Genomic DNA, 21,920 nt, shown 5'->3' with positions numbered 1-21,920 from the left:
ATAGCGGTGTGTCAGGCAACAGATCTGTCACTGAAGGAACGCTATCGCAGGCAAGCCAGCTCCCACAGTTGAGCGCTTTGCAATCCAACATCGCTGCATCCCTAACAACAAGAATCCCCCCGGGAGCCCGCTTATGTCGGTCGATCCGCAACACCTGCTTCGCGAGCTGTTTGCCACAGCCATCGACGCCGCCCACCCCCGGCAAGTGCTTGAACCTCATCTGCCCGCCGACCGCAGCGGCCGTGTGATCGTGATCGGCGCTGGTAAAGCCGCGGCGGCCATGGCACTCGTGGTCGAGGAATGCTGGCAAGGCGACGTCTCGGGCCTGGTGGTCACCCGCTACGGCCACGGCGCGCCGTGCAAAAAAATCGAAGTGGTCGAAGCCGCACACCCGGTACCCGATGCCGCCGGCCTGGCGGTGGCCAAGCGCGTGCTGACACTGATCGGCAACCTCACCGAAGACGACCGCGTGATCTTCCTGCTCTCCGGTGGCGGTTCTGCCTTGCTGGCCCTGCCCGCCGACGGCATCACCCTGGCCGACAAGCAGGCCATCAACAAGGCCCTGCTCAAATCCGGCGCGACCATTGGCGAGATGAATTGCGTGCGCAAGCACCTCTCGGCGATCAAGGGCGGGCGCCTGGCCAAGGCCGCTTGGCCAGCGACGGTCTACACCTACGCGATCTCCGACGTGCCGGGCGATCAGGCCACCGTCATCGCGTCCGGTCCCACCGTCGGCGACCCAAGCACCTCGCAGCAAGCCCTGGCGATCCTCAAGCGTTACAGCATCGACGCGCCCGCTTCGGTGCGCAGCTGGTTGCAAGACCCAGCGTCGGAAACCGTCAAGCCCGGCGACCCGGTGCTCGCGCGCAGCCACTTCCAACTGATCGCCCGCCCGCAGCAATCACTGGAAGCCGTGGCGGTGAAAGTGCGCCAGGCCGGTTTCAGCCCGTTGATCCTCGGCGACCTCGAAGGCGAAGCGCGGGACGTGGCCAAGGTTCACGCCGGTATCGCCCGACAAATCGTGCAGCACGGCCAGCCGCTGGCGGCACCGTGCGTGATCCTCTCCGGCGGTGAAACCACCGTCACCGTGCGCGGCGATGGCCGTGGTGGGCGCAATGCCGAGTTCCTGCTCAGCCTCACCGACAGCCTCAAGGGCCTGCCCGGCGTCTACGCCCTGGCCGGCGACACCGACGGCATCGACGGTTCGGAAGACAACGCCGGCGCGATCATGACCCCTACCAGCTACGCCCGCGCCGAAGCCCTGGGCCTGTCGGCCAGCGACGAGCTGGACAACAACAATGGCTACGGCTATTTCGCCGCGCTCGACGGTTTGATCATCACTGAGCCGACCCGCACCAATGTCAATGACTTGCGCGCCATCCTGATTCTTGAGACTGCCAAACATGACGCCTGACAAGAAGGTCAAAATCCTCGCCACCCTCGGCCCGGCCACCGACGGCATCGATGACATCCGCGAGCTGGTGGAGGCCGGGGTGAATATCTTTCGCCTCAACTTCAGCCATGGCGACCACGCCGATCATGCCCAACGCTACCAGTGGATCCGCCAGGTGGAGCGCCAGCTCAATTACCCGCTGGGCATCCTGATGGACCTGCAAGGGCCGAAGCTGCGCGTCGGCACGTTTGCCGAGGGCAAGGTGCAACTGGTGCGCGGCCAGGCGTTGCGCCTGGACCTGGACCCAACGCCGGGCGATCAGTGCCGGGTCAACCTGCCCCACCCGGAAATCATCGCGGCGCTGGAGCCGGGCATGGACCTGCTGCTCGATGACGGCAAGTTGCGCCTGCGCGTGATCACCAAGCATGCCGATGCCATCGACACCACCGTACTCAATGGCGGCGAACTGTCGGACCGCAAAGGCGTGAATGTGCCACAAGCCTTGCTGGAACTCAGCCCACTGACCGCCAAGGACCGCCGCGACCTGAGCTTTGGTCTGGAGCTGGGCGTGGACTGGGTGGCGCTGTCATTCGTGCAGCGCCCGGAAGACATCCGCGAGGCCCGCGAGTTGATCGGCGACAAGGCGTTTTTGATGGCCAAGATCGAAAAGCCGTCCGCCGTCCAACGCTTGCAGGAAATCGCTGAGCTGAGTGACGCAATCATGGTGGCCAGAGGCGACCTGGGCGTGGAAGTGCCCGCCGAGAGCGTGCCGCAAATCCAGAAAGACATCATCAGCACCTGCCGCCAGCTGGGCAAACCGGTGGTGGTGGCCACGCAGATGCTCGAATCCATGCGCTTTTCGCCGGCGCCGACCCGCGCCGAAGTGACGGATGTGGCCAACGCGGTGGCCGAAGGCGCAGACGCGGTGATGCTGTCGGCGGAAACCGCTTCGGGTGAATACCCGCTGGAAGCCGTGCAGATGATGAGCAAGATCATCCGCCAGGTGGAAAACGGCCCGGACTACCAGACGCAGCTGGACGTCAGCCGGCCCAAGGCGGACGCCACGGTGTCGGATGCGATCAGCTGCGCGATCCGGCGTATCAGCAGCATTCTGCCGGTGGCGGTGCTGGTCAACTACAGCGAGTCCGGCAGCTCCAGCCTGCGCGCGGCGCGTGAGCGGCCGGTGGCGCCGATCCTCAACCTTACGCCGAACCTCTCTACGGCGCGGCGCTTGAGCGTGGCGTGGGGCGTGCATTCGGTGGTCAACGATCGACTGCGCCAGGTGGATGAGGTGTGTTCCACCGCGCTGGAGATTGCTCAGGCGCAAGGCATGGCGCAGCGCGGGGATACCTTGGTGATTACGGCGGGGGTGCCGTTCGGGCAGCCGGGGTCGACCAACTCGTTGCGCATCGAGACGTTGATTTAGCGTTTGTAAGTGCCTCATCGCGGGCAAGCCCGGCTCCCACATTTGATTGTTGTGAACCCGATCAAGTGTGGGAGCTGGCTTGCCTGCGATTGGGGACGACTCGGTCTCACTGACTAAACCACCATGCACAACCCAACCTGCCCCGACTGGGCCGAAGCCCTGCTCAATGGCTTCAGCCAGATCTTCCTGCAACGCCAGCCACTGTGTGGCTTGCTGTGCCTGCTGGCCATCCTGATCGGCGCCCCGGCCTTATTCGGCGGCGCATTATTGGGTGGCGTCGCCGGTTTGCTCACGGCCCAGCGCCGGGGTTATCCCAAGGCCGAACGCCAAGCGGGCCTTTACAGCTACAACGGCGTGCTGCTGGGCTTGCTGATCAGCCAGCACTTTGCCTGGTCGGCGTTGTTGCCGCCGCTGATCCTGGCGTGCGGCGGCCTGAGTGCGATGCTCACGCGGCAATGGTTGAAACACGCCCCTGCGCCAGGTGACTTGCCCGCCTACACCGTGCCCTTTGTCGGCCTCGGCTGGTTGCTGATCGGCGCAGTGCCTGACAGCACATTCACGCTGACCGAACCCGGCACCCTGGACGTGCTCACCGCGCCCTTCACCGGGCTCGCACAAATCATGTTGCTGGACCAGCCGTTGGCGGGCGCTCTGATTGCGCTTGGCCTGTTGCTGACCAACCGCCGCGCCGCGCTGTGGGCACTCACGGGCGCCGCTACCGGCGTGTTGATCGCCCTGTGGCTGGACGAACCCGCCAGCGCCCTCCTCGGCCTGCACAGCTATAACCCGGCGCTGGCCGCGCTGGCGTTAAGCCAGTCACGCCGCCGACCCTGGCAGCCGCTGCTCGGCATCCTTCTGGCGGTCATCCTCACGCCCGGTTTCGCCGCCCTGCACCTGCCCGCATTGACGGCGCCGTTTATCCTCGCCTGCTGGCTGGTACACGCCAGCCAGCGGATGTTCAAAGCCCGCGTGGACAGCCCGTTCGAATCCCCCTAGGCTTGCCCGATATTCGATTCGGGCGGGATTTATGCGTAGCAACAACGACTGGCGTCAGCGCCTCTATGTAATGGTGTTCCAAAGCGACACCGTGGCCGGCCGGCGCTTCGACAGCACCCTGTTGCTGATCATCCTCGCCAGCCTTGTGATCGTGATCCTCGACAGTATCCAGACCGTCCACGACAACTACGCCGACGTGCTGGCCTACATCGAGTGGGGCTTTACCGTCATCTTCGCCATCGAATACAGCCTGCGGCTGTATTGCTCGCCCAAGCCGTTGCGTTATGCGTTCAGTTTTTATGGGCTGGTGGATTTACTCGCCATCGTGCCCGGCATCCTCGCGCTGTATTACAGCGACGCGCAGTACCTGCTGATCATCCGCATCATCCGGATGCTGCGGATTTTCCGCGTGCTCAAGCTCAGCCCGTACCTCAAGCAAGCCAACTACTTGATGGCGGCGCTGCGTGGCAGCAAGCAGAAGATCGTGGTGTTTCTGGTCAGCGTGTGCACCCTGGTGACCGTATTCGGCACGCTGATGTACGTGATCGAAGGCCCGGAACACGGGTTTACCAGTATTCCCAAAGGCATCTACTGGGCGATCGTGACGCTGACCACCGTGGGCTTTGGCGACATCGTGCCGAAGACCCCGCTGGGCCAGGTCATTTCGTCGCTGGTGATGATCACCGGTTATTCGATCATCGCCGTGCCCACCGGGATTTTTACCGCCGAGTTGGCCAGTGCCATGCGCGGTGAACAACTGCAGCACGATTGCCCGGTGTGCAAGAAAGACAACCACGAGCCCAACGCAGCGTTTTGCTCGCGCTGTGGCAGCAACCTGTTTCGTAAAGTGGAATAAGCAAAGTTCGTTTTAATCTTTAAACGTCTATACGGGCGCGGCTATAGTCGGTGGCAAAATGCCCCCACTCAATCGACAACCTTCTCGAACAACAAGGAATGAGCAGTGAAAAAACTCGTTAGCGCCTCCTTACTGGCCGCCGGCCTAGCCCTGGCGGGCGCCGTCCAGGCTGCCCCCGTCACACTGCTCAACGTCTCCTATGACGTGATGCGCGACTTCTACAAGGACTATAACGCCGCCTTCCAAAAGCACTGGGAAGCCGAGCACCCGAACGACAAGCTGACCTTGCAGATGTCCTTCGGCGGCTCCAGCAAACAGGCGCGCTCGGTGATCGACGGCCTGCCGGCTGACGTGATCACCATGAACATGGCCACCGACATCAATGCCCTGGCGGACAACGGCAAGCTGGTGCCGGACAACTGGGTCACCCGTCTGCCGAACAACAGCGCGCCGTTCACCTCCGCCACCGTGTTTATCGTGCGCAAGGGCAACCCCAAGGCCCTCAAAGACTGGCCAGACCTGCTCAAAGATGGCGTGCAAGTGATCGTGCCCAACCCGAAAACCTCGGGCAACGGCCGCTACACCTACCTGTCGGCCTGGGGTTATGTGCTCAAGAACGGCGGCGATGAAGACAAGGCGAAGAAGTTCGTTGGCGAACTGTTCAAACACGCGCCAGTGCTGGACACCGGCGGCCGTGCAGCCACCACCACGTTCATGACCAACCAGATCGGCGATGTGCTGGTGACCTTTGAAAACGAAGCGGAAATGATCGCGCGTGAATTTGGCCGTGATCAGTTCGAAGTGATCTACCCAAGCGTCTCTGCCGAGGCGGAACCACCGGTGTCGGTGGTCGACAAAGTCGTCGAGAAGAAAGGCACCCGCGTGGCGGCCGAAGATTACTTGAAGTACCTGTGGTCGCCTGAAGGTCAGGAAATCGCAGCCAACAACTACCTGCGTCCCCGCGACCCGACGGTGTTGGCCAAGTACACCGACCGCTTCCCGAAAGTCGACTTCCTGTCGGTGGAGAAGACCTTTGGAGACTGGCGCACCGTACAGAAAACCCACTTCAATGATGGCGGGATTTTTGATCAGATCTACAGCGGTCAGTAAACCGCTTTAACTGAAAAAATGCAGTCAAGTGTGGGAGCTGGCTTGCCTGCGACAGCATCACCTCGCAATGCCTGAGACACCGAGGTGCTTGCATCGCAGGCAAGCCAGCTCCCACATCTGGTTGAGTGTTTGGCCGTTACATCGGCGGTGTCACGCCGTCCTTACCGGCCGAAATCGCCTGAGCGGTAACCGTCCCATCCGCCGCCTGCGATGCAAACATCACCACCTTCACGCCGGGCTTCAACGAACTGCGATCCCCTGGCTCCAGGTTGACGATCGGCACATCATCCGGCACTACAATCTTCTGCTCGCCGCCTTTGTACTTCACGGTCAAGGTGCGCCCGTTGCTGACCACCAGGTCGCCGACGGTGCCGTTGGTCATGCTGCTGCCTTCTTTCAAGTCGAACGCACGGTGCCCATCGCCCGTGCCGGCCATGGCCGGTGGAAACACGTGAACTTCCAGGGCAGTCAGGGTGCCATCGGCATTCGGCATGGCGGCCGACCCGATGTAGCTGCCGGGCTTGATTTCATCAATTTTGGCCAGGGTAACGGCGCGGACCTGGGTGTCTTTGGTCAGGTGCACGGTGACGTCTTCACCGCTGTTGACCTTGACGTGCATTGCGTCGCCATCGATTGCCGTAATTGCGCCGCGCACACCGACCCGCGGAGCGTCGGCGGCATTGGCCAACCCGATGGCCATGGCGGCGGCCAGGGTTGAAGCCAGGATCATCTTGTTCAGCGAAATTTTCATGAAAGTGGATTTCCTGTTTCGGCAGTTGTGACTGAATGTATCATTGCCGTTCGGCTCAACAGTTAACGATTCAGTCATTAATTTGCGGCATGAGTGTTATCACCCATAGCGCCCTACTCCGGCCGTGCGGTTGTCTTTACTCTCGCACGCCATCTTCCTTCGCTTTAACGAGAACACCATGAACGCTACCCCACACGCTTCAAGCACCATGACCCGAGGCATGGTGATGCTGTTTGCGTTCTGTTGCGGCGCCATTGTTGCCAACATCTACTACGCCCAACCGATCATCGAACTGATTGCACCCGACATTGGCCTGACTCCGGCGATGGCCAGCCTGATCGTGTCGCTGACACAAATCGGCTACGCCTTGGGCCTGTTCTTCCTGGTGCCGCTGGGTGACTTGCTGGAAAACCGCAAGCTGATGATCGCCACCACCGTGTTGGCCATCGCCAGCCTACTGGGTGCCGCCTTCACCGAGCAGCCGAATTTGTTCCTGCTTGTGTCGTTGTTGATCGGATTCAGTTCCGTCTCGGTGCAGATCCTGATCCCGCTGGCGGCGCACCTGGCGCCCGCCGAATCCCGTGGCCGCGTGGTTGGCAGCATCATGGGCGGCCTGTTGCTCGGCATTCTGCTGGCACGGCCAGTGTCCAGCGTGGTGGCCGACCACTTCGGCTGGCGCGCGATGTTCATGGCCGCCGCAGCATTGATGGCCTTCATCAGCGTGGTCTTGCTGATGACCATCCCCAAGCGCCAGCCCGACCACAGCGCCAGCTACGGCGAGCTGCTGCGCTCACTCGGTACGCTGCTGCGCAAGCAACCGGTATTGCGCCAGCGGGCGTTCTACCAAGGCTGCATGTTTGCCACCTTCAGCCTGTTCTGGACCGCCGCGCCGCTTGAGCTGGCACGCAATCATGGCCTGAGCCAAAGCGAGATCGCGTTGTTCGCCCTGGTCGGTGCACTGGGCGCGATCGCCGCCCCAATCGCCGGCCGCCTGGCCGACGCCGGCCACACGCACCGCGCTTCACTGCTGGCGATGCTGTTTGCCGCCTTGAGCTTTTTGCCCGCCTTCGTGCACCCGCTGTACAGCGTGATCGGCCTGGCCGTCACCGGTGTGGTGCTGGACTTCTGCGTGCAGATGAACATGGTCCTCGGCCAACGCGCCATCTACGCCCTAGACGCCAACAGCCGCAGCCGCTTGAACGCGCTGTACATGACCAGCATCTTCATCGGCGGCGCCTTCGGCTCGGCGATTGCCAGCAGCGTGTATGAACACGGCGGCTGGCTGGGCGTGATGCTGGTGGGCAGTGCGTTCCCACTGGTGGCGTTATTGCGGTTCCTGAGTGCTTCGCGCACGGTGGCCGTTGCCACAGCCTGATCGCGACTAGGAGCGCACCAACTTCTCCAAGGCCGCATCCGCCAGAAATGACGAGCGGCTTTTGACCTTGTGCTCGCGCACATAGCGGTCGATTCGCTGGATGACATAACCGGGCAAGGTCACATTGACCTTCTCGGTCTTGCCCAGATAGGGCGAGATGTCCAACTCCAACATCCCCCAGCCCATCCCGGCGTAGTCTTCGTTCGCGTGGTAGTTGGCCACCGAGGTGGGCATCGGAATCGGCCCGCCTTCGGCGGCGATCTCTTGCAGCATGATGTGCGCGACTTCCACGGCGGCGTTGTACGCCTCTTCGAAGCTGTCCCCGGCGGTGACCGCGCCTGGAATATCGGGGATCTGAATACCGGTGGCGGTAAAGTCATCGCCCCATTCGATACACATTGGGTATTGCATGAGTGCTCTCCTTAAAACTGAAACAGCCCGGCGCGTTTCCTGATGCTTCTGACGGTGCCCAGGGGCAAGTCTTTCTTGGGGTGCGGCACCGGGATCGTGTACGGGTTATAGCGGTGAGTGAAAATATGATGACTGCCCGTAACCCGATCCAGCACCCAACCCGCCTCTTGCAGCTCCTTGATCAATAACCTGCTTTGCACCTCAGCCTCCTTGGCTTGGCTCGATAAAGTAACCCTAGAGTTATATTTACTCAAGCACAGATTGCTTCAACAGGAGTGACGGCTGTATGTCTAAATATTGGAAATAAACGGTGTTTATTCCAGCAGGGCATAATTCATATGCGCCTTACCCTGCTTCTTCGCCCGCTCTGCTGCGCCCATTATCCCTCCAGCCAACTCGGCTCATCTCCTGAGGGAATATCACCATGACACTTCAAGCCACACTTGATGCCTTCCGTGCTGACTTCAAAGCCGGCAAGCCTCCCTACAACGCGCCAGCGCATATCCATCCGATCATGGAACGCGCCACAGCCGAGCTGATCGCGTCCGGAGCCGCACAGCGTGCGTTGAAGGTGGGTGACAAGGCGCCGTTGTTCAGTCTCAAGGATGCCAACGGTACGTTGGTGTCCTCAGCCGATCTGTTGGCCAACGGCCCCTTGGTGCTGACGTTCTACCGCGGCGTGTGGTGCCCGTATTGCAATATGGAGCTGCAAGCGCTGCAAACCTTTTTGCCGACGTTGAAAGGCCACGGCGCGAGCCTGCTGGCCCTGTCGCCACAGACTGCCGCCAACAGCCGTAAATCCGAACGCATCACCGAGTTGGGTTTCCCGATCCTCAGCGATACCCACAACGACGTTGCCGATGCATTCGGTCTGCGCTTTCAGCTGCCGGACTACCTGATCGAGCTCTACAAGGCCCTGGGCAACAACTTGCCGCTGATCAATGACGACCCAGCCTGGACCCTGCCGATGCCAGCGCGCTACGTGATCGGCCAGGACAGCGTGATTCGTTACGCCGAGGTCAACCCGGATTACACTCAACGCCCAGAACCGTCGGCGATGCTCGACGCCCTCACCCAATAACCCAAGGACACCCGATGGACCGCCTCACCGCCATGGAAACCTTCGTGAACGTGGTCGAAACCGGCTCGTTCTCAGCTGCCGCCAAACGCTTGGGGATAGGCCAGCCCGCTGTCTCCAAAAGCATCGCGCAATTGGAGGCGCGCCTGGCGGTGCGGTTGGTGTTGCGCTCCACGCGCGGCCTGACACCGACCGAGGCGGGCCTGGCGTTTTTCGAAAAGGCCAAGCGCGCCATCGACGAAGCCAACGAGGCCGATGACGCCGCACGCGGTGCAGGCGCCGGGCTGTCGGGCAACTTGCGCATCAGCGCTGCAACCACCTTCGCGCGGTTGCACATCATTCCTCACCTGGGCCCGTTCCTGGCGCAATACCCCGCCTTGAACGTCGAAGTGGTGCTCAACGACCACAGCCTCAACCTGGTGGAAGAAGGCATCGACGTCGCCCTGCGTATGGGCAACTTGAGCGACTCGGGCCTTACCGCACGCAAGATCGGCCAATCCCCGCGGCAAATCCTCGCCACCCCGGCCTACTTCGAACGCTGTGGCGAGCCGGCCACGCCAGCGGATTTGCTGCAACACCAGGCAATCATCTACAGCCTGGGCGGCGGCTCAAACTGGACGTTCAGCCAGGGCGACAGTCACTACCCGGTCGTCGCCCGCGGCCGCATCCGTGTCACCGCCGCAGAGGGCGTGCGCGCCGCGGTGCTGAACCATTTGGGCCTGACCATGGCATCGACCTGGATGTTTGCCCCGGAACTGGCCAGTGGTGAGGTCAAGCCCGTGCTGACCGACTGGCAACTGCCGCCGATTGATTTATGGGCGGTGTTCCCCACCGGCAGGATGGCGAGTGCCAAGACACGCGCGTTTGTGGAGTACGTGCAAACCCTGATCAGCGCCGATGCGCAGTCAGGCCAAGCACATCCTGGGGCTTGATCAAACGCGGGCTCTTAATCAGGAAGTCAGACTGGCGGTCGCCCGATAGGTCGATGCCGACAAAGTAGCGGCCGCTCTGTGGGTGGTATTTGACCACGGTGTCGCCAACGCGCCCCGTGTAGTCTTGCACCAGACGCAAGGGGGTCGCGTACTGTTTGGCCAGTGCCCTCAGATCGATAGTGTCCTCGCCACTGGCGAAATCCATGAGCACATCGGCATCGTGACAGGTCGAGTCATTGGCCTGGTCATATTTGAACGTGTTTCTACCGCCCACGCCCCAGAGCACATCGCCGCCAGCACCGCCAGTGAGGACGTTGTCCACCGCGTTGCCGATGAGCGTGTCCTGCCCGGAGCCGCCAATCGCATTCTCCACGACAACGTCTCTGGCGATGGCGACGTTGTTGCGCAGACCGCCCACACTGGAGGCGGAGTTATGGCGCAAATCGATGGTTTGGTGATGCTCGAAACCGGAAAAATCCAGGGTATCGTTGCCGCCCGCGTCCTGTACCAGAAAGCGCGGCGCGCCGCTGCCGGCATGCAGGCTGCTTGAGCGATCACCGCTGTTGGCGTTGAAGCCATAAACCGTATCGTGCGCCTTGAGGCCAGACAGACGCCCCGACGTGGAGTTGCGTTGGCGTTTGAGGTGCGTCAGCCCATGCACGGACCCGGCGCCCGTGACAATGTCACTGGCGCGAATCCTCCCTGCACTTTTGAGAAACAAATCGGCTTTGCCCTGGCCCGTCAGGTCAAGGCTCAAGCTGCCAGCGCCACTGCTCTGGTCATGGCTAAGGACGATCTCGCCGGGCCGTCCAGTGAACTGCTCAACCACGTAAAAATGCCTGATGGAGGTATTCTTCAACAGGCCGGAAAGATCGATTTTGTCGGTACCGCTGGTGAAATCCAGAATCTCGTCTGGCTGGCCAAGGGTAGAGTCGCTCGCCCTGTCGTACACAAAGACATCCGCGCCGCCACCGCCGCGCAACCTGTCCGCACCCGCCCCACCGTGAAGCCTGTTGCCCACCTCGTTTCCGTTGATTTGGTCGTCGCCCGAACCGCCAACAGCGTTTTCCAGCGTAACGCCCTTGGCGATGGATACATTGCCCTTCAGGCCGCCCACGCTGGAAAACGACTCAGCGTGCAGGTTGATGGTCTGATCCTGGGAAAACCCGGAAACGTCCAGCGTGTCATTGCCGCCCCCGTCCCAAATGCAAAAGATCGGCGCATCCTTCGCGGACTCAAGGCTCAAGTGATCACGGCCTGTGTTGGAGTTGAACCCGTAGGTCGTATCGGTCGGTCGCGTATTGAAATTGGCGCCGTAGAGTTTTTGTATCGCGGCAATGTCATCTTTCATCGGCACGCACGGATGGCGCCGGTGGAAGTCATGGCCCGGCTGATTGGTTTCATCCCAATAACTCATTACGCTGCACGCCTTGGTGTCTTGCTCGTAGGGGGTCTGGGCATAGTTGTGCACTTGCTTGCCATATTCGCCAGGGTGACCAAGGCCCAGGGCGTGACCCAACTCATGAACTGCGGTAAATAAAAAGTAATCGCCGTGCGCAGGGACTTCGCGCGCACCCTGCGTTCCAATGGTGGCGTTCATGTCACCGTAATACTGATTGGGTAACTGTGACACGCCACCACTGGTATGAGGATCGGCTGCAATGGTTATTGAGCCGTCTGCGCAGGTTGAATTCTCTTTGAATATGATAGTAGTCACGTCTTGCCACATTTGAAGTGCCTGGCGAATGGACACTTTTTGTTGTGCAGAGAACTTTTCGTCAAGGGTAAAAGACAACTCGATTTTACCGTCGCCATCGCGATCGTAATGGCGATAGCCTCGTCGCAGGATCTGTTTGGCAGCCTCGTCCGTGCCGAAAGCGGGTTTCTGGACCGGCGCCGTGGCAACGTGCGCAGGGTGTGTGAAAGCAGGTGCACTGGACGCAGGTAATGGAGGGTGATGTGGATGATGACCAACAAATGAAGTGGCAACGCGCATATAACATCCTTTGAAAACGTTAAGCCGACCCGAAACAGGGCCCAAGACGCGGCAACTTACTTAACCGCCAAACTAACTTCCCACATCAAAAAACCGAGCACCAGCCCTGACAATGTTTCACGCCCAAACATATAACAACTGGATACGTAAACTTAACATCCACACACAAGAATATTCATTTACGCGCACTGCACAATCAAACCCTCGCCCGAAAACAGGCACTTTAAAACACTATAAAACATATAAAGTTTAGAATTACCTCACGTTTTAAACTCAGCATGGAAACAAAACCCTACACACTTAATAGTCTGGAAGTGGCTCGCATCACTGATATATCCCTGCAGATTCAAACCTCGGGATGCGCCCATTCAGCGACGGCCAGTAACCGCACTGGCGAGCATCGGCCCAGGCGCTCGGCTGGCGCAATAATTCGCGCAGCGCTTGCGACGCGATGTTCAACGCGAGCGCTTGGCCCGGGCATTGGTGCCTGCCAACGCCAAAGCTGAACAAGCGTCGATGGGGTCGCTCAAGCAGAATGCTGTCCGGGTCAGGGTTCGCTTCGGGGTCCCGGTTCGCGGCGGCCAGCAGCACGAGAACGGTATCGCCCGTCTCTAGAAAGCTATTGCCAATCGAGCAGGGCCCGGCCGCAAATCGCCGCGTGTTCTGCACCGGCGAGTCATAGCGGGCCACCTCCTCCACCAGCGCTGGCACCAGGGCCGGCACGCGCTGGATGTGCGCCAGCAGGTCAGGCCGCCGGGCGAGTGTGACCAGCGTATTGCCAATCAGACCGGCACTCGCTTCACACGTCTGGGAGAGCAAGCCGATCAGGTTAGACGTCAGTGCATCCGGGCCACCCCACTCGCCGTGGAGAAGCTGCTTGAGCAACTCGGTCTGCTCGAGCACCGCACTGAACACCTGCCCCAGATGCACAGCGCCAGCATCGGCGGCGCGCAAGTGAGCCTGGCTGCTCAGCGGCGAAAGACACGCGACAAAATCCCGGGTCAGCGCGGCGACCCTGTGCAACCGCTCGCCAGGCACACCCAGCAGCGAGCCGACCACGGCGACCGGCAACGTGAACATCCACTCATCGAGGCTCTGCAGGCGCCTGCTGACTTGCCTCACCACGTTGGCGATATGCCCTGCGTCCAACCTGGCCAGTGCAGGTTCGACCACCGCCCTGGGGCACTGGTGGGCCGCGCCTTCGTTCATGCGCATCAACTTGGCGAACACCTGCCCCGCCGCGCCGTCCGCGATCGCCGCAGGCACCGGCTCGTGTGACGGGCGTACCCGGCAGTCAGGGTGCGTCAGCACGGCCTCGACAGTCCTGGCGCTGCTGGCGATCCACAGTCCCAGTTCAGCATCGAACGACAGCCCATCGTTACGCCGAAGGGCCGCGTAATAGGCGTAAGGGTCGGCATGGGTAGCGGCTTGCAGCGGTGTCATCGGGCACGTCCTGTTTGCAAAAGAAGCGTTACTATCTGCCCTCTCACACGGCAACGATTCGCTCAGGAACGAAATATGCACGCTCAGGACGAGGACACGGCGCTTTCACACGTGGCGGGGGCGATTGCGGAGCCCGCGCGCACGAAAATGCTCTGTTCGCTGATGGATGGCCACGCACGTACCAGCACCGAGATGGCGGCGATTGCCCAGGTCAGCGCCTCGACCGCCAGTGCCCATTTGGCCAGGCTTAAGAACGATGGCCTGCTTACGCTGCACACCCAGGGGCGTCATCGCTATTACAGCCTGGCTGGGCCGCACGTGGCCCAGGCCATCGAGGGCCTGATGGTGATCAGCCGCAACACCAGCAAGGGTTTCGTCCCGACCACGCCCACGCGTTTGCAGTTTGCGCGCACCTGCTACGACCACATGGCCGGAACCCTGGCGGTGCACCTGCACGACCATTTCATCGCATCCGGCTGGTTGGTCGGCGACGGCGCTTACCAACTCAGCGCGGCGGGTGAACAAGCCATGACCGAATTGGGCATCGATGTGCCCGCACTGCGCACGCAGCGCCGACGCTTCGCCTGTTCGTGCCTGGACTGGAGTATGCGCCGCCCGCACCTGGCCGGTGCTTTGGGCGCGGCATTGCTGCAAAGCGTTATCCGCCGTGAATGGGTGACCCAGGACCTGGACAGTCGCGCATTGGCGTTAACGGCCAAGGGACGCAAGGCGCTGGCAAGCCGATTTGGAATGGAGACGTGCAAACAATAAAGATCACACTGTGGGAGCGGGCTTGCTCGCGAATGCGCTGGGTCAGTGAAGAATCCCTCAACTGACACACCGCATTCGCGAGCAAGCCCGCTCCCACAAGGGTCATGCCGTGCTCAAAGAACTCGGCCATCCCACGCCACTGTCACATGCCTGGGCAACTCGCGCCGATGTTCCAGCAACCACGCATCCAGCGTATGCCCCACGTGCGTCAGCACGCCCAATTGCGCACCCGATTCCTCAATGCTGCGCAATGCCAGCGTCACGTCATTGTGATTGCGCGGTGCCTGCGGCTGCGGTGGCATGGAGCAATCGAGCACCAACACCTCCAGCGGCGCGCGTTGCAGCCAGGCCAGGGTGGCAGGCGGCAGGCCGACCGTGTCGGTAAGGTAGGCGATGCGCCGACCTTCGCCTTCCAGCAGATAACCGAAGGTGGGTTTGGAGTGCTGCAACGGCAGCGCCGTCACGCACAACTCGCCAAATTCGCGGGTTTCGAATGCGCCAAACGGCTGGCTGAAATCCAGGATCCCCGGGTGTTGGTAAAGGTCGGACAACCCCTGCGGATCCGCCGGGCCATGCACCGGAATCACCAGCCCCTGGCCCCAGCGCAAATGCAGCAAACCTTGCGCATGGTCAGCGTGGTAGTGCGTCTGGAAAATCCCGTTGAAACTGCGCGGCGGGAAGCGGTCGGTCAGGTCCGGCAAACCGCTGTCGATCAACCAGCGCTGGTCGCCGCATTCGATCAACGCGCTGCACGGTCGGCGGTGTAACCCTTCATCGCTGCGCGCCAGGGCGCAGGCGGCGCATTCGCAGCCGTACACCGGAACTTGCCGCGCGTCACCGGTGCCAAGCAAGGTCAGGCGCATGCCGAGTGCCCGTGGTCCAGGCAGCACAGCAAGCGCTCAACGGTATGCACCAGCGGGCCGGAGTTATCCAGCACCAGCAGCCCCGCACCATTGCCGGCGATCAAGTCTGCGGTGAACCGCGCATTGCGCGCCAGGCGCTCCTCGATATCGGCCAGCGACTCACGCCCCCGCGCGATCAGGCGCTGGCGCAACACGGTTTGATCGACCGTCAGCAACAGCACCAGCAACGAGGGATACCGTTCGCGGGTTTGCGCCAGGTGCGCGCGGGACCCATTGACCAGCACGTCTTCCCCCGCCGCCAGCCAATCGTCGATCACACGCGGGATGCCGTACGACAACCCATTGGCGTGCCAGCTGAGGGCAAACGCGCCCTCGGCCTGCATCGCGGCGAACTGCTGCGGGATCACACCTTGAGCCGCCTCGCCCACGGCTTCGGCCGAACGGGTGATCACCCGTCGCACAATGCGGCAGCCGCGCTCGGCCAAGCGCGGGCGGGCGGCATCCAGCAGGCTGTCCTTGCCCGAACCCGATGGCCCGATGAGATAGATCAACCTGCCTGCCATCAAAACACCCTCTTCGCTTGTCGCCACACTTGTTGCACCACGGGCAGCCCTTCACGGCGTTTGGCCTGGACCAGGTCGGCGCGCAGGCCCACCGCAATTTCACCGCGATCAGTCAAGCCCGCCGCGCGCGCGGGCGCCAGGCTGATCATCTTGACCGCGCGGGCCAGGCCGGCGGCGGCCACATTACCCGAGTGTGACCCGCCGCGCACCACGTTCGGCGCGCCCATCAACACTTTCATGTTCAGCGCCTGGCAGCCCTGGGCTGCTTCAAGCGTAGTGGGGAATTCGGCGATGGTCATGCCGTAGCGCGCCGACTCCTCAACATGCGCCAACGTTGCCTCGTCGTGGCTGGCCACCGACAACCCACGAATTCAGGCAGAACGCGCCGTTAGGTTTTGGGGCCGCTTCGCAGCCCAGCGCAGGGCAAGCCTGCTCGCCACAAGGGTTCGCCTCTATATAATCATTCGACCTTTAGGACCTGCCCTACACAGTTTTCGGGTTGCGTCCGAGTAACCTCGCCGCTAACCTTCGCGGGTCGCTGCAAAATCAGCGAACGGGTGTGGTAGCCCGGTTCTTTCATAGATCCCCAAAAACGCTCCAGGGCGTTTTTTTGTGCGGGCTGCTTTGTGGCGGCTGTGCACGGGAGGCTTCGGCCTGCCGGGTTTCTATGACCGGTCTACCACCCCGTGTACAGTCGCCTCCTTACATCGTGTGGTAGCGAGATGGAGGTGCTCATTCATAGGAGCTTCCCCATGAAAAAAGTCACGCCTAACCCCCCGCCATCCCATTCGGATGACACCCCACAACTCCCGCCCAACCCATATTCACCGTGCGCCCCGGCCTCAGCACCGAAGTTGCCTTGAGCAATGCCAGTGAGATGCTCGAATCGGCGACCGTGTGTGCGTACGACTGTGCCGAGCACTTGGAGGGCACAGGCCGCAAGCAAGTGCTGGCGGTGGTGCAGATGATTGAGATTGCGCAGTTGCTGGTGGATCAAGCGCTGAATCGGGAGTGTCCCGTAGCTTGATAGCGCGGTGATTCCTGTGGGAGCGGGCTTGCCTGCGATGGCGGTGGGTCAGTTGGGGGATTTATGGCTGACACACTGCTATCGCAGGCAAGCCAGCTCCCACACTGAGTGTGGTGTACATCAGGGGACTTCTCGCACGATGGCGAAACAGGCCTAGAACTCAGATCAGGTAGAGTTCAAAACTGTGGGAGCGGGCTTGCTCGCGAAGGCGGTGGGTCAGTGATTGATAGGCTGGCTGACACTCCGCTTTCGCGAGCAAGCCCGCTCCCACAGTTGGTCTTCAGTGGATGCAAGAATGCATTTAGCGGGTATGAAAAAGGCGACCCGAAGGTCGCCTTTTTTCATTGCGCGTATTGCTTGCTCAACCCCGGCGGCACGCCGTGCACGTCGGTTTCTTCCCACGGCCCGTTCGGGCTGATGGAGCGGCTCCAGCCGTTGCTCCAGCGGTAATAGGTGCGCTGGCGGTAAAAGGTGTCGGGCTGTTCTTCCAGCACATACACCTGCATCTTGCCGTCCCAGTGGCTGGCGGCGCCCGGGGGCGGGGCGAAGGTTGGCGATTTGCTTGGCAGCGGTTTCGGCGGCGGGGTCACCGGGCCGGACGGTTGGGTGCTCGGCTGGGTCGAAGGGCCCGACGGTGGGATGGTCGGGCCGGTGGGTGCCGGAGGTGGCCGGTGGACCGCACAAGCGCTCAGGCCGAGTACCAGGCTGAGCAGGGTAATGCGTGCAAATGCGGGCATAGGCGTTTTCCTCGATTTACTTGTCCGGACTGTCGATGGTCAGCTGCTGCAGCGCAGTGGCAGTGCTGGCCAAGGGTTGGCTGCGGCCGATCCACTCGCCAGCGGTCGGAAGACCTGCCCGGGATATGCGCGCAACCAGTTGGACTTCGGGGAAGTTCGACAGTTTCAACTGCGGCATCATCGCGTCCGCATCACCCAGTTCGACGGTGACTGGCAGTTCGGCGACGGTTACGCGCTTGGCCGCCAGCGGCGCAGGCGGGCCGGAGACGGCGCGGGCAAAAATGAACACGCTGTCGGTGGGCAGGGCTTTGGCCTTCACCTCGGCGGACAAATCCACACGGACTTTCAGAACAGCCTTGGGCGCTTGAGCGACAGTACCACCGCTCTCCCTGAGCTTTTCCGCCGCCCGGTCGATACCACCTTGCAGCGCGACCCGGGAATTGTCTTCCGGTGGCAGCTGCGCCAACAGGCGGTTCCAATAGTCGATGGCGTCCTGATAACGCTGGCCTTCAAAGGCGGCAATACCCAACAGGCCAAGGCTGGTGACTTCCTTGGGGTCCAGCTTCAAGGCTTCATCGGTCAGCGCCTGCACCTTGGGCGACCACTGCTTGTTGTCGGCAAAGTACTGCGCCTGCGCCCACTGGCCGAGCAGTTCCGGCTGGCGGCCGGCCAAAGCCACGGTGCGCTCGAAGACTTTCGCCGCATCGGCGGAACGGTCCTGGGCCATGTAGGCGCGACCGAGGAAGTACAAGCCTTCCGGCGAATCCGGCTGGGCAGCGGCGGCGCGTTCCAGGCGCTGGGTCATGTCTTGCATCGACACCGGCGGCTGGGAGAATTCGCGGGTCAGCTCGACCTTATCGCTGGCGCCGTAATGCAGGTACAGCGCAACGCCCAGGACCGGCACCAGAAACGCCGCCAAAAACGGCAACGGTTTGCCCAGGCGCGATTCGCGAGGCTTTTCCACGCCTTCGGTATCGGCCAGCAGCTCACGGGCCGCTTCGGCGCGGCCGGTGTCGAGTTGCGCGGCATTCAGCACGCCTTCGTCCTGCTGCACTTGCAGCTCGGCGACGCGTTCCTGGTAAAGCGCCACGTTGAGCGCGGTGCGGTCCTCTTCACGCTGGGCGCGGCGGCCGCGCAATACAGGGATCAACAGGAAACTCAGGGCAATCAGGAGCAGCAACCCTGCTGCGAGCCAAAAATCAATCATCAGTCTTGGTGTCCAGCAATTGGTCGAGGCGTTTGCGCTCTTCAGGGGATAACGCGTCGGAGCCATCGGTAGGCGCGGCGCGGCGGCGGCGGACGATCACGGCCATGACCACCACACCGGCCAGCAACAGCCCGGCGGGGCCGAACCAGAGCAGCGCGGTCTTGCCGGTGAGGGCCGGTTTGTAGCGCACAAAATCACCGTAGCGGTCGACCATGAAGTCGATGATCTGCTGGTTGTCCTTGCCCTCCCCCAGCATGCGGAAAATCTCTTTGCGCAGGTCGGCGGCAATCGGCGCGTTGGAATCGGCGATGTCCTGGTTCTGGCACTTGGGGCAACGCAGTTCCTTGGTCAGTTCGCGAAAACGCTCACGGTCACCGTCCTTGGCGAATTCGTAGGTGTCGATGGCAGCATGGGCTACGCCGGCCAATCCGAGAGCGAGAACAGCAGCGGCTAACAGACGCTTCATGGCTTGGCCTCATCGACCAGCGCCTGGTACTTGGCGGCCAGTTGCTCGCGCCACACCACTTCGTCGATCACGCCGACGTATTTGTCGCGGATCACACCTTTGGCATCAATAAAGAAGGTTTCCGGGGCGCCGTACACGCCGAGGTTCAAACCGAGGTTGCCGTCTTCATCGCGGATATCCATCAGGTACGGGTTGTGGAACTCCGCCAGCCACTTCAAGGCCGCCGCATTGTCGTCCTTGTAGTTGATGCCGTAGATCACCACGCCCTTCTCGGCGAGTTTGTTCAGCACCGGGTGCTCGACGCGGCACGAGATGCACCAGGTGCCCCAAACGTTGACCAACGCCGGTTTGCCCAGCAGGTCGGCCTGGGTCAGGGTCTTGTCGCCCTGCACGGTTTTCAGGCTGAACGCCGGGAATGGCTTGCCGATCATCGCCGAAGGCAGCTCGGCCGGGTCCAGGTACAAGCCGCGATACAAAAACACCGCCACCACCAGAAAGGCCGCCAGCGGTAACACCATCAACCAACGCTTCATGCCGGCGCTCCTTGCAGGCCGAGGGCTTCACGCACGCGGCTTTTGACTTTGACCCGATAACGCCGGTCCAGCGCGGCCAGCAAACCACCAACGCCGGTGAGCAACCCGCCGAACCAGATCCAGCGCACGAACGGTTTGACGTGCACGCGCACCGCCCAGGCGCCGTCGCCCAGGGGTTCACCGAGCGCCACATACAGGTCGCGGGTGAAACCGGCGTCGATACCCGCTTCGGTCATCATCGAGCTTTGCACGGTGTACAGGCGTTTTTCCGGGTGCAGCACGGCCACTTCCTTGCCGTTGCGCACCACGCGGATGGTGCCTTTGTCCGACGTGAAGTTCGGGCCTTCAAAGTGCTTGGCGCCTTCGAAGATGAAGTGGTAACCGGCCAGGTCCATGGACTCACCGGGTGCCAGGCGCAGGTCGCGCTCGGCGCTGTTCTGGCTGGAGAGCACCACGCCGAGGGCGCACACCGCGATGCCGAGGTGCGCGACCTGCATGCCCCAATAGCTGCGGGTCAATGTCGGCAAGCCTTTGATCAGGCCTTTGTGGCGGGTTTTGTCGACAATGTCGCGCACGCCGGCCAGCAACACCCAGGCGGCAAGCAGGAAGGTTGCGAGCACCGCCCAGTTGAAGTCGCCGTAGGCAAAGCCTGCGATCACCGCCAAGGCCACACTGCCCAGCAGCACCGGCATCAGCATGCCCGCCAGCCATTTCACCGGGGTGTCTTTCCAGCGCACCAATACGCCGACTGCCATCACCACCATCAGCAGGCCCATCAGCGGGATAAACAACGCGTTGAAGTACGGCGGGCCGACCGACAGCTTGGCGCCGCTCAGCGCGTCCAGCACCAGCGGGTACAAGGTACCGAGCAGGATCATCGACGCGGCCACCACCAGCACCAGGTTATTGCCCAGCAACAGGGTTTCACGCGACCACAGGTTGAAGCCGACCTGGCTCTTGACCACCGGCGCGCGCAACGCAAACAGGGTGAGCGAGCCGCCGACGACAAACAGCAGGAAGATCAGGATGAACACCCCGCGCGCCGGGTCGGACGCAAACGCATGCACCGACGTCAGCACACCCGAACGCACCAGGAACGTGCCAAGCAAACTGAGGGAAAACGCGGCGATGGCCAGCAACACGGTCCAACTCTTGAACACGCCGCGTTTTTCGGTGACGGCCAACGAGTGAATCAACGCGGTGCCCACCAGCCACGGCATGAACGAGGCGTTTTCGACCGGGTCCCAGAACCACCAGCCGCCCCAGCCGAGTTCGTAATAGGCCCACCACGAGCCCAAGGTGATGCCGATCCCGAGAAAGGCCCAGGCGACGATGGTCCACGGCCGCGACCAGCGCGCCCAGGCGGCATCGAGACGCCCGCCGAGCAAGGCGGCGATGGCGAAGGCAAAGGCCACCGAGAAACCCACGTAACCCATGTAGAGCATCGGCGGGTGCACGATCAGGCCGATGTCTTGCAACAAGGGGTTGAGGTCATGCCCGTCCACCGGGATCTGCGGCAGGATGCGGCTGAATGGGTTGGAGGTCATGATCAGGAACAGCAGGAAGCCGATGCTGATCATGCCCATCACCGCCAGCACCCGCGCCAGCATGACTTGCGGCAGTTGGCGCGAGAACACCGACACAGCGAAGGTCCAGCCGCCGAGGATCAAGGCCCACAACAGCAGCGAGCCTTCGTGGGCGCCCCACACGGCGCTGAATTTGTAGTACCAGGGCAGCGCGCTGTTGGAGTTGTTGGCGACGTAGGCGACAGAAAAGTCATCAGTCATGAAGGCGTAGGTCAGGCAACCAAACGCGAACAGCAAAAAGGCAAACTGGCCCCAGGCGGCCGGCTGGGCCAGGCTCATCCACAGGCGGTCGCCGCGCCAGGCGCCAAGCAACGGCACCACGGCCTGGACGACGGCAAAGCACAAGGCGAGGATCATCGCCAACTGGCCCAGCTCGGGAATAAACAGTGCGGACGTCATC

Annotated in this window: 22 protein-coding genes and 1 pseudogene; 10 read left to right on the top strand and 13 right to left on the bottom strand. The window is 62.0% G+C overall.

Translation table 11 applies throughout. From position 1 onward, the window contains the following. Nucleotides 1–133 precede the first annotated feature (133 nt). The 5 genes from ABWL43_RS08780 (at nucleotide 134) to ABWL43_RS08760 (ending at nucleotide 5,781) form a co-directional block, all read left to right on the top strand. Complete coding sequence (locus ABWL43_RS08780; protein ID WP_404487440.1) at nucleotides 134–1,414, top strand: glycerate kinase; 1,281 nt, start codon at nucleotides 134–136, stop codon at nucleotides 1,412–1,414. Continuing rightward, a complete protein-coding gene (pyk, locus tag ABWL43_RS08775) occupies nucleotides 1,404–2,819 on the top strand; it encodes a pyruvate kinase (RefSeq protein ID WP_262206085.1) in 1,416 nt (471 codons plus the stop codon). The genes ABWL43_RS08780 and pyk overlap by 11 nt, the downstream gene beginning before the upstream one ends. A gap of 123 nt (nucleotides 2,820–2,942) precedes the next feature. Further along, a complete protein-coding gene (locus ABWL43_RS08770) occupies nucleotides 2,943–3,815 on the top strand; it encodes an urea transporter (protein ID WP_262206086.1) in 873 nt (290 codons plus the stop codon). A gap of 31 nt (nucleotides 3,816–3,846) precedes the next feature. Continuing rightward, complete coding sequence (locus ABWL43_RS08765) at nucleotides 3,847–4,671, top strand: ion transporter (protein ID WP_262206087.1); 825 nt, start codon at nucleotides 3,847–3,849, stop codon at nucleotides 4,669–4,671. 105 nt (nucleotides 4,672–4,776) lie between these two features. Next, nucleotides 4,777–5,781, top strand: a complete 1,005-nt coding sequence (locus tag ABWL43_RS08760) for a sulfate ABC transporter substrate-binding protein (RefSeq protein ID WP_262206088.1) — start codon at nucleotides 4,777–4,779, stop codon at nucleotides 5,779–5,781. A 136-nt stretch (nucleotides 5,782–5,917) separates the two neighbouring features. Here ABWL43_RS08760 and ABWL43_RS08755 read toward each other — a convergent pair whose 3' ends face one another. Further along, on the bottom strand, nucleotides 5,918–6,532 hold the full coding sequence (locus ABWL43_RS08755) for a DUF5666 domain-containing protein (RefSeq protein WP_262206089.1): 615 nt from the start codon (nucleotides 6,530–6,532) through the stop codon (nucleotides 5,918–5,920). A gap of 178 nt (nucleotides 6,533–6,710) precedes the next feature. Between ABWL43_RS08755 and ABWL43_RS08750 the strand changes: the two genes are divergently transcribed. Next, nucleotides 6,711–7,907: an MFS transporter gene (locus tag ABWL43_RS08750; RefSeq protein WP_145165034.1), complete on the top strand. Its 1,197-nt coding sequence runs from the start codon at nucleotides 6,711–6,713 to the stop codon at nucleotides 7,905–7,907. A 6-nt stretch (nucleotides 7,908–7,913) separates the two neighbouring features. Here the strand turns inward: ABWL43_RS08750 and ABWL43_RS08745 are convergent, their stop codons facing one another. Both ABWL43_RS08745 and ABWL43_RS08740 read right to left on the bottom strand, forming a co-directional pair. After that, entirely contained in the window at nucleotides 7,914–8,318 is a 405-nt protein-coding gene (locus ABWL43_RS08745; protein WP_262206090.1) for a type II toxin-antitoxin system HicB family antitoxin, read from the bottom strand. 11 nt (nucleotides 8,319–8,329) lie between these two features. Then, nucleotides 8,330–8,518 (bottom strand): type II toxin-antitoxin system HicA family toxin, encoded by a 189-nt coding sequence (locus tag ABWL43_RS08740; protein WP_065901605.1) that lies wholly within the window; start codon nucleotides 8,516–8,518, stop codon nucleotides 8,330–8,332. A 224-nt stretch (nucleotides 8,519–8,742) separates the two neighbouring features. Between ABWL43_RS08740 and ABWL43_RS08735 the strand changes: the two genes are divergently transcribed. Then, nucleotides 8,743–9,399, top strand: coding sequence for a peroxiredoxin-like family protein (locus ABWL43_RS08735; protein WP_262206091.1), 657 nt, complete (start codon nucleotides 8,743–8,745; stop codon nucleotides 9,397–9,399). A 14-nt stretch (nucleotides 9,400–9,413) separates the two neighbouring features. After that, complete coding sequence (locus ABWL43_RS08730; RefSeq protein WP_262206092.1) at nucleotides 9,414–10,328, top strand: LysR family transcriptional regulator; 915 nt, start codon at nucleotides 9,414–9,416, stop codon at nucleotides 10,326–10,328. Here ABWL43_RS08730 and ABWL43_RS08725 read toward each other — a convergent pair. Both ABWL43_RS08725 and ABWL43_RS08720 read right to left on the bottom strand, forming a co-directional pair. After that, nucleotides 10,285–12,324 (bottom strand): M10 family metallopeptidase C-terminal domain-containing protein, encoded by a 2,040-nt coding sequence (locus ABWL43_RS08725; protein ID WP_404487439.1) that lies wholly within the window; start codon nucleotides 12,322–12,324, stop codon nucleotides 10,285–10,287. The two genes, ABWL43_RS08730 and ABWL43_RS08725, sit on opposite strands and share 44 nt — an antisense overlap. A gap of 324 nt (nucleotides 12,325–12,648) precedes the next feature. Continuing rightward, nucleotides 12,649–13,767: a cytochrome P450 gene (locus ABWL43_RS08720; RefSeq protein ID WP_404487438.1), complete on the bottom strand. Its 1,119-nt coding sequence runs from the start codon at nucleotides 13,765–13,767 to the stop codon at nucleotides 12,649–12,651. A gap of 75 nt (nucleotides 13,768–13,842) precedes the next feature. Here ABWL43_RS08720 and ABWL43_RS08715 point away from each other — a divergent pair, with 75 nt between their 5' ends. Further along, nucleotides 13,843–14,538, top strand: a complete 696-nt coding sequence (locus ABWL43_RS08715; protein WP_369300499.1) for an ArsR/SmtB family transcription factor — start codon at nucleotides 13,843–13,845, stop codon at nucleotides 14,536–14,538. A 113-nt stretch (nucleotides 14,539–14,651) separates the two neighbouring features. Here ABWL43_RS08715 and phnP read toward each other — a convergent pair whose 3' ends face one another. The 3 genes and pseudogenes from phnP to ABWL43_RS08700 all read right to left on the bottom strand — a co-directional run. Further along, nucleotides 14,652–15,401, bottom strand: coding sequence for a phosphonate metabolism protein PhnP (phnP, locus tag ABWL43_RS08710; RefSeq protein WP_404487437.1), 750 nt, complete (start codon nucleotides 15,399–15,401; stop codon nucleotides 14,652–14,654). Beyond that, nucleotides 15,392–15,964: a phosphonate metabolism protein/1,5-bisphosphokinase (PRPP-forming) PhnN gene (gene phnN, locus ABWL43_RS08705; protein WP_404487436.1), complete on the bottom strand. Its 573-nt coding sequence runs from the start codon at nucleotides 15,962–15,964 to the stop codon at nucleotides 15,392–15,394. The genes phnP and phnN overlap by 10 nt, the downstream gene beginning before the upstream one ends. Then, nucleotides 15,964–16,332: pseudogene (locus ABWL43_RS08700) on the bottom strand (alpha-D-ribose 1-methylphosphonate 5-triphosphate diphosphatase); the annotation flags it as partial. The gene phnN and the pseudogene ABWL43_RS08700, both read right to left, overlap by 1 nt. Before the next feature lie 491 nt (nucleotides 16,333–16,823). Here ABWL43_RS08700 and ABWL43_RS08695 point away from each other — a divergent pair. Next, a complete protein-coding gene (locus tag ABWL43_RS08695) occupies nucleotides 16,824–16,991 on the top strand; it encodes a DUF6124 family protein (protein ID WP_404487435.1) in 168 nt (55 codons plus the stop codon). Between the two features lie 341 nt (nucleotides 16,992–17,332). On the opposite strand, the gene ABWL43_RS08690 is transcribed toward ABWL43_RS08695, so the two are convergent. Genes ABWL43_RS08690 through ABWL43_RS08670 form a run of 5 tightly spaced genes read right to left on the bottom strand, consistent with a single transcriptional unit; the run spans nucleotide 17,333 to nucleotide 21,919 of the window. Next, nucleotides 17,333–17,728 (bottom strand): hypothetical protein, encoded by a 396-nt coding sequence (locus ABWL43_RS08690; RefSeq protein WP_145165056.1) that lies wholly within the window; start codon nucleotides 17,726–17,728, stop codon nucleotides 17,333–17,335. Nucleotides 17,729–17,744: 16 nt separating this feature from the next. Continuing rightward, a complete protein-coding gene (gene ccmI, locus ABWL43_RS08685; protein ID WP_404487434.1) occupies nucleotides 17,745–18,935 on the bottom strand; it encodes a c-type cytochrome biogenesis protein CcmI in 1,191 nt (396 codons plus the stop codon). Beyond that, nucleotides 18,928–19,401, bottom strand: a complete 474-nt coding sequence (locus ABWL43_RS08680) for a cytochrome c-type biogenesis protein (RefSeq protein WP_065901641.1) — start codon at nucleotides 19,399–19,401, stop codon at nucleotides 18,928–18,930. The genes ccmI and ABWL43_RS08680 overlap by 8 nt, the downstream gene beginning before the upstream one ends. After that, nucleotides 19,398–19,934: a DsbE family thiol:disulfide interchange protein gene (locus ABWL43_RS08675; RefSeq protein WP_404487433.1), complete on the bottom strand. Its 537-nt coding sequence runs from the start codon at nucleotides 19,932–19,934 to the stop codon at nucleotides 19,398–19,400. Before ABWL43_RS08675 ends, ABWL43_RS08680 begins: the two co-directional genes overlap by 4 nt. Then, nucleotides 19,931–21,919 (bottom strand): heme lyase CcmF/NrfE family subunit, encoded by a 1,989-nt coding sequence (locus ABWL43_RS08670; protein ID WP_169368564.1) that lies wholly within the window; start codon nucleotides 21,917–21,919, stop codon nucleotides 19,931–19,933. The genes ABWL43_RS08675 and ABWL43_RS08670 overlap by 4 nt, the downstream gene beginning before the upstream one ends. Nucleotide 21,920: the final 1 nt, after the last annotated feature.

Source organism: Pseudomonas sp. HT11 (assembly GCF_044875395.1).
GTDB lineage: Bacteria > Pseudomonadota > Gammaproteobacteria > Pseudomonadales > Pseudomonadaceae > Aquipseudomonas.
The sequence above is the reverse complement of the archived record's forward strand: the minus strand, read 5'-3'. Positions and strand labels throughout refer to the sequence as shown.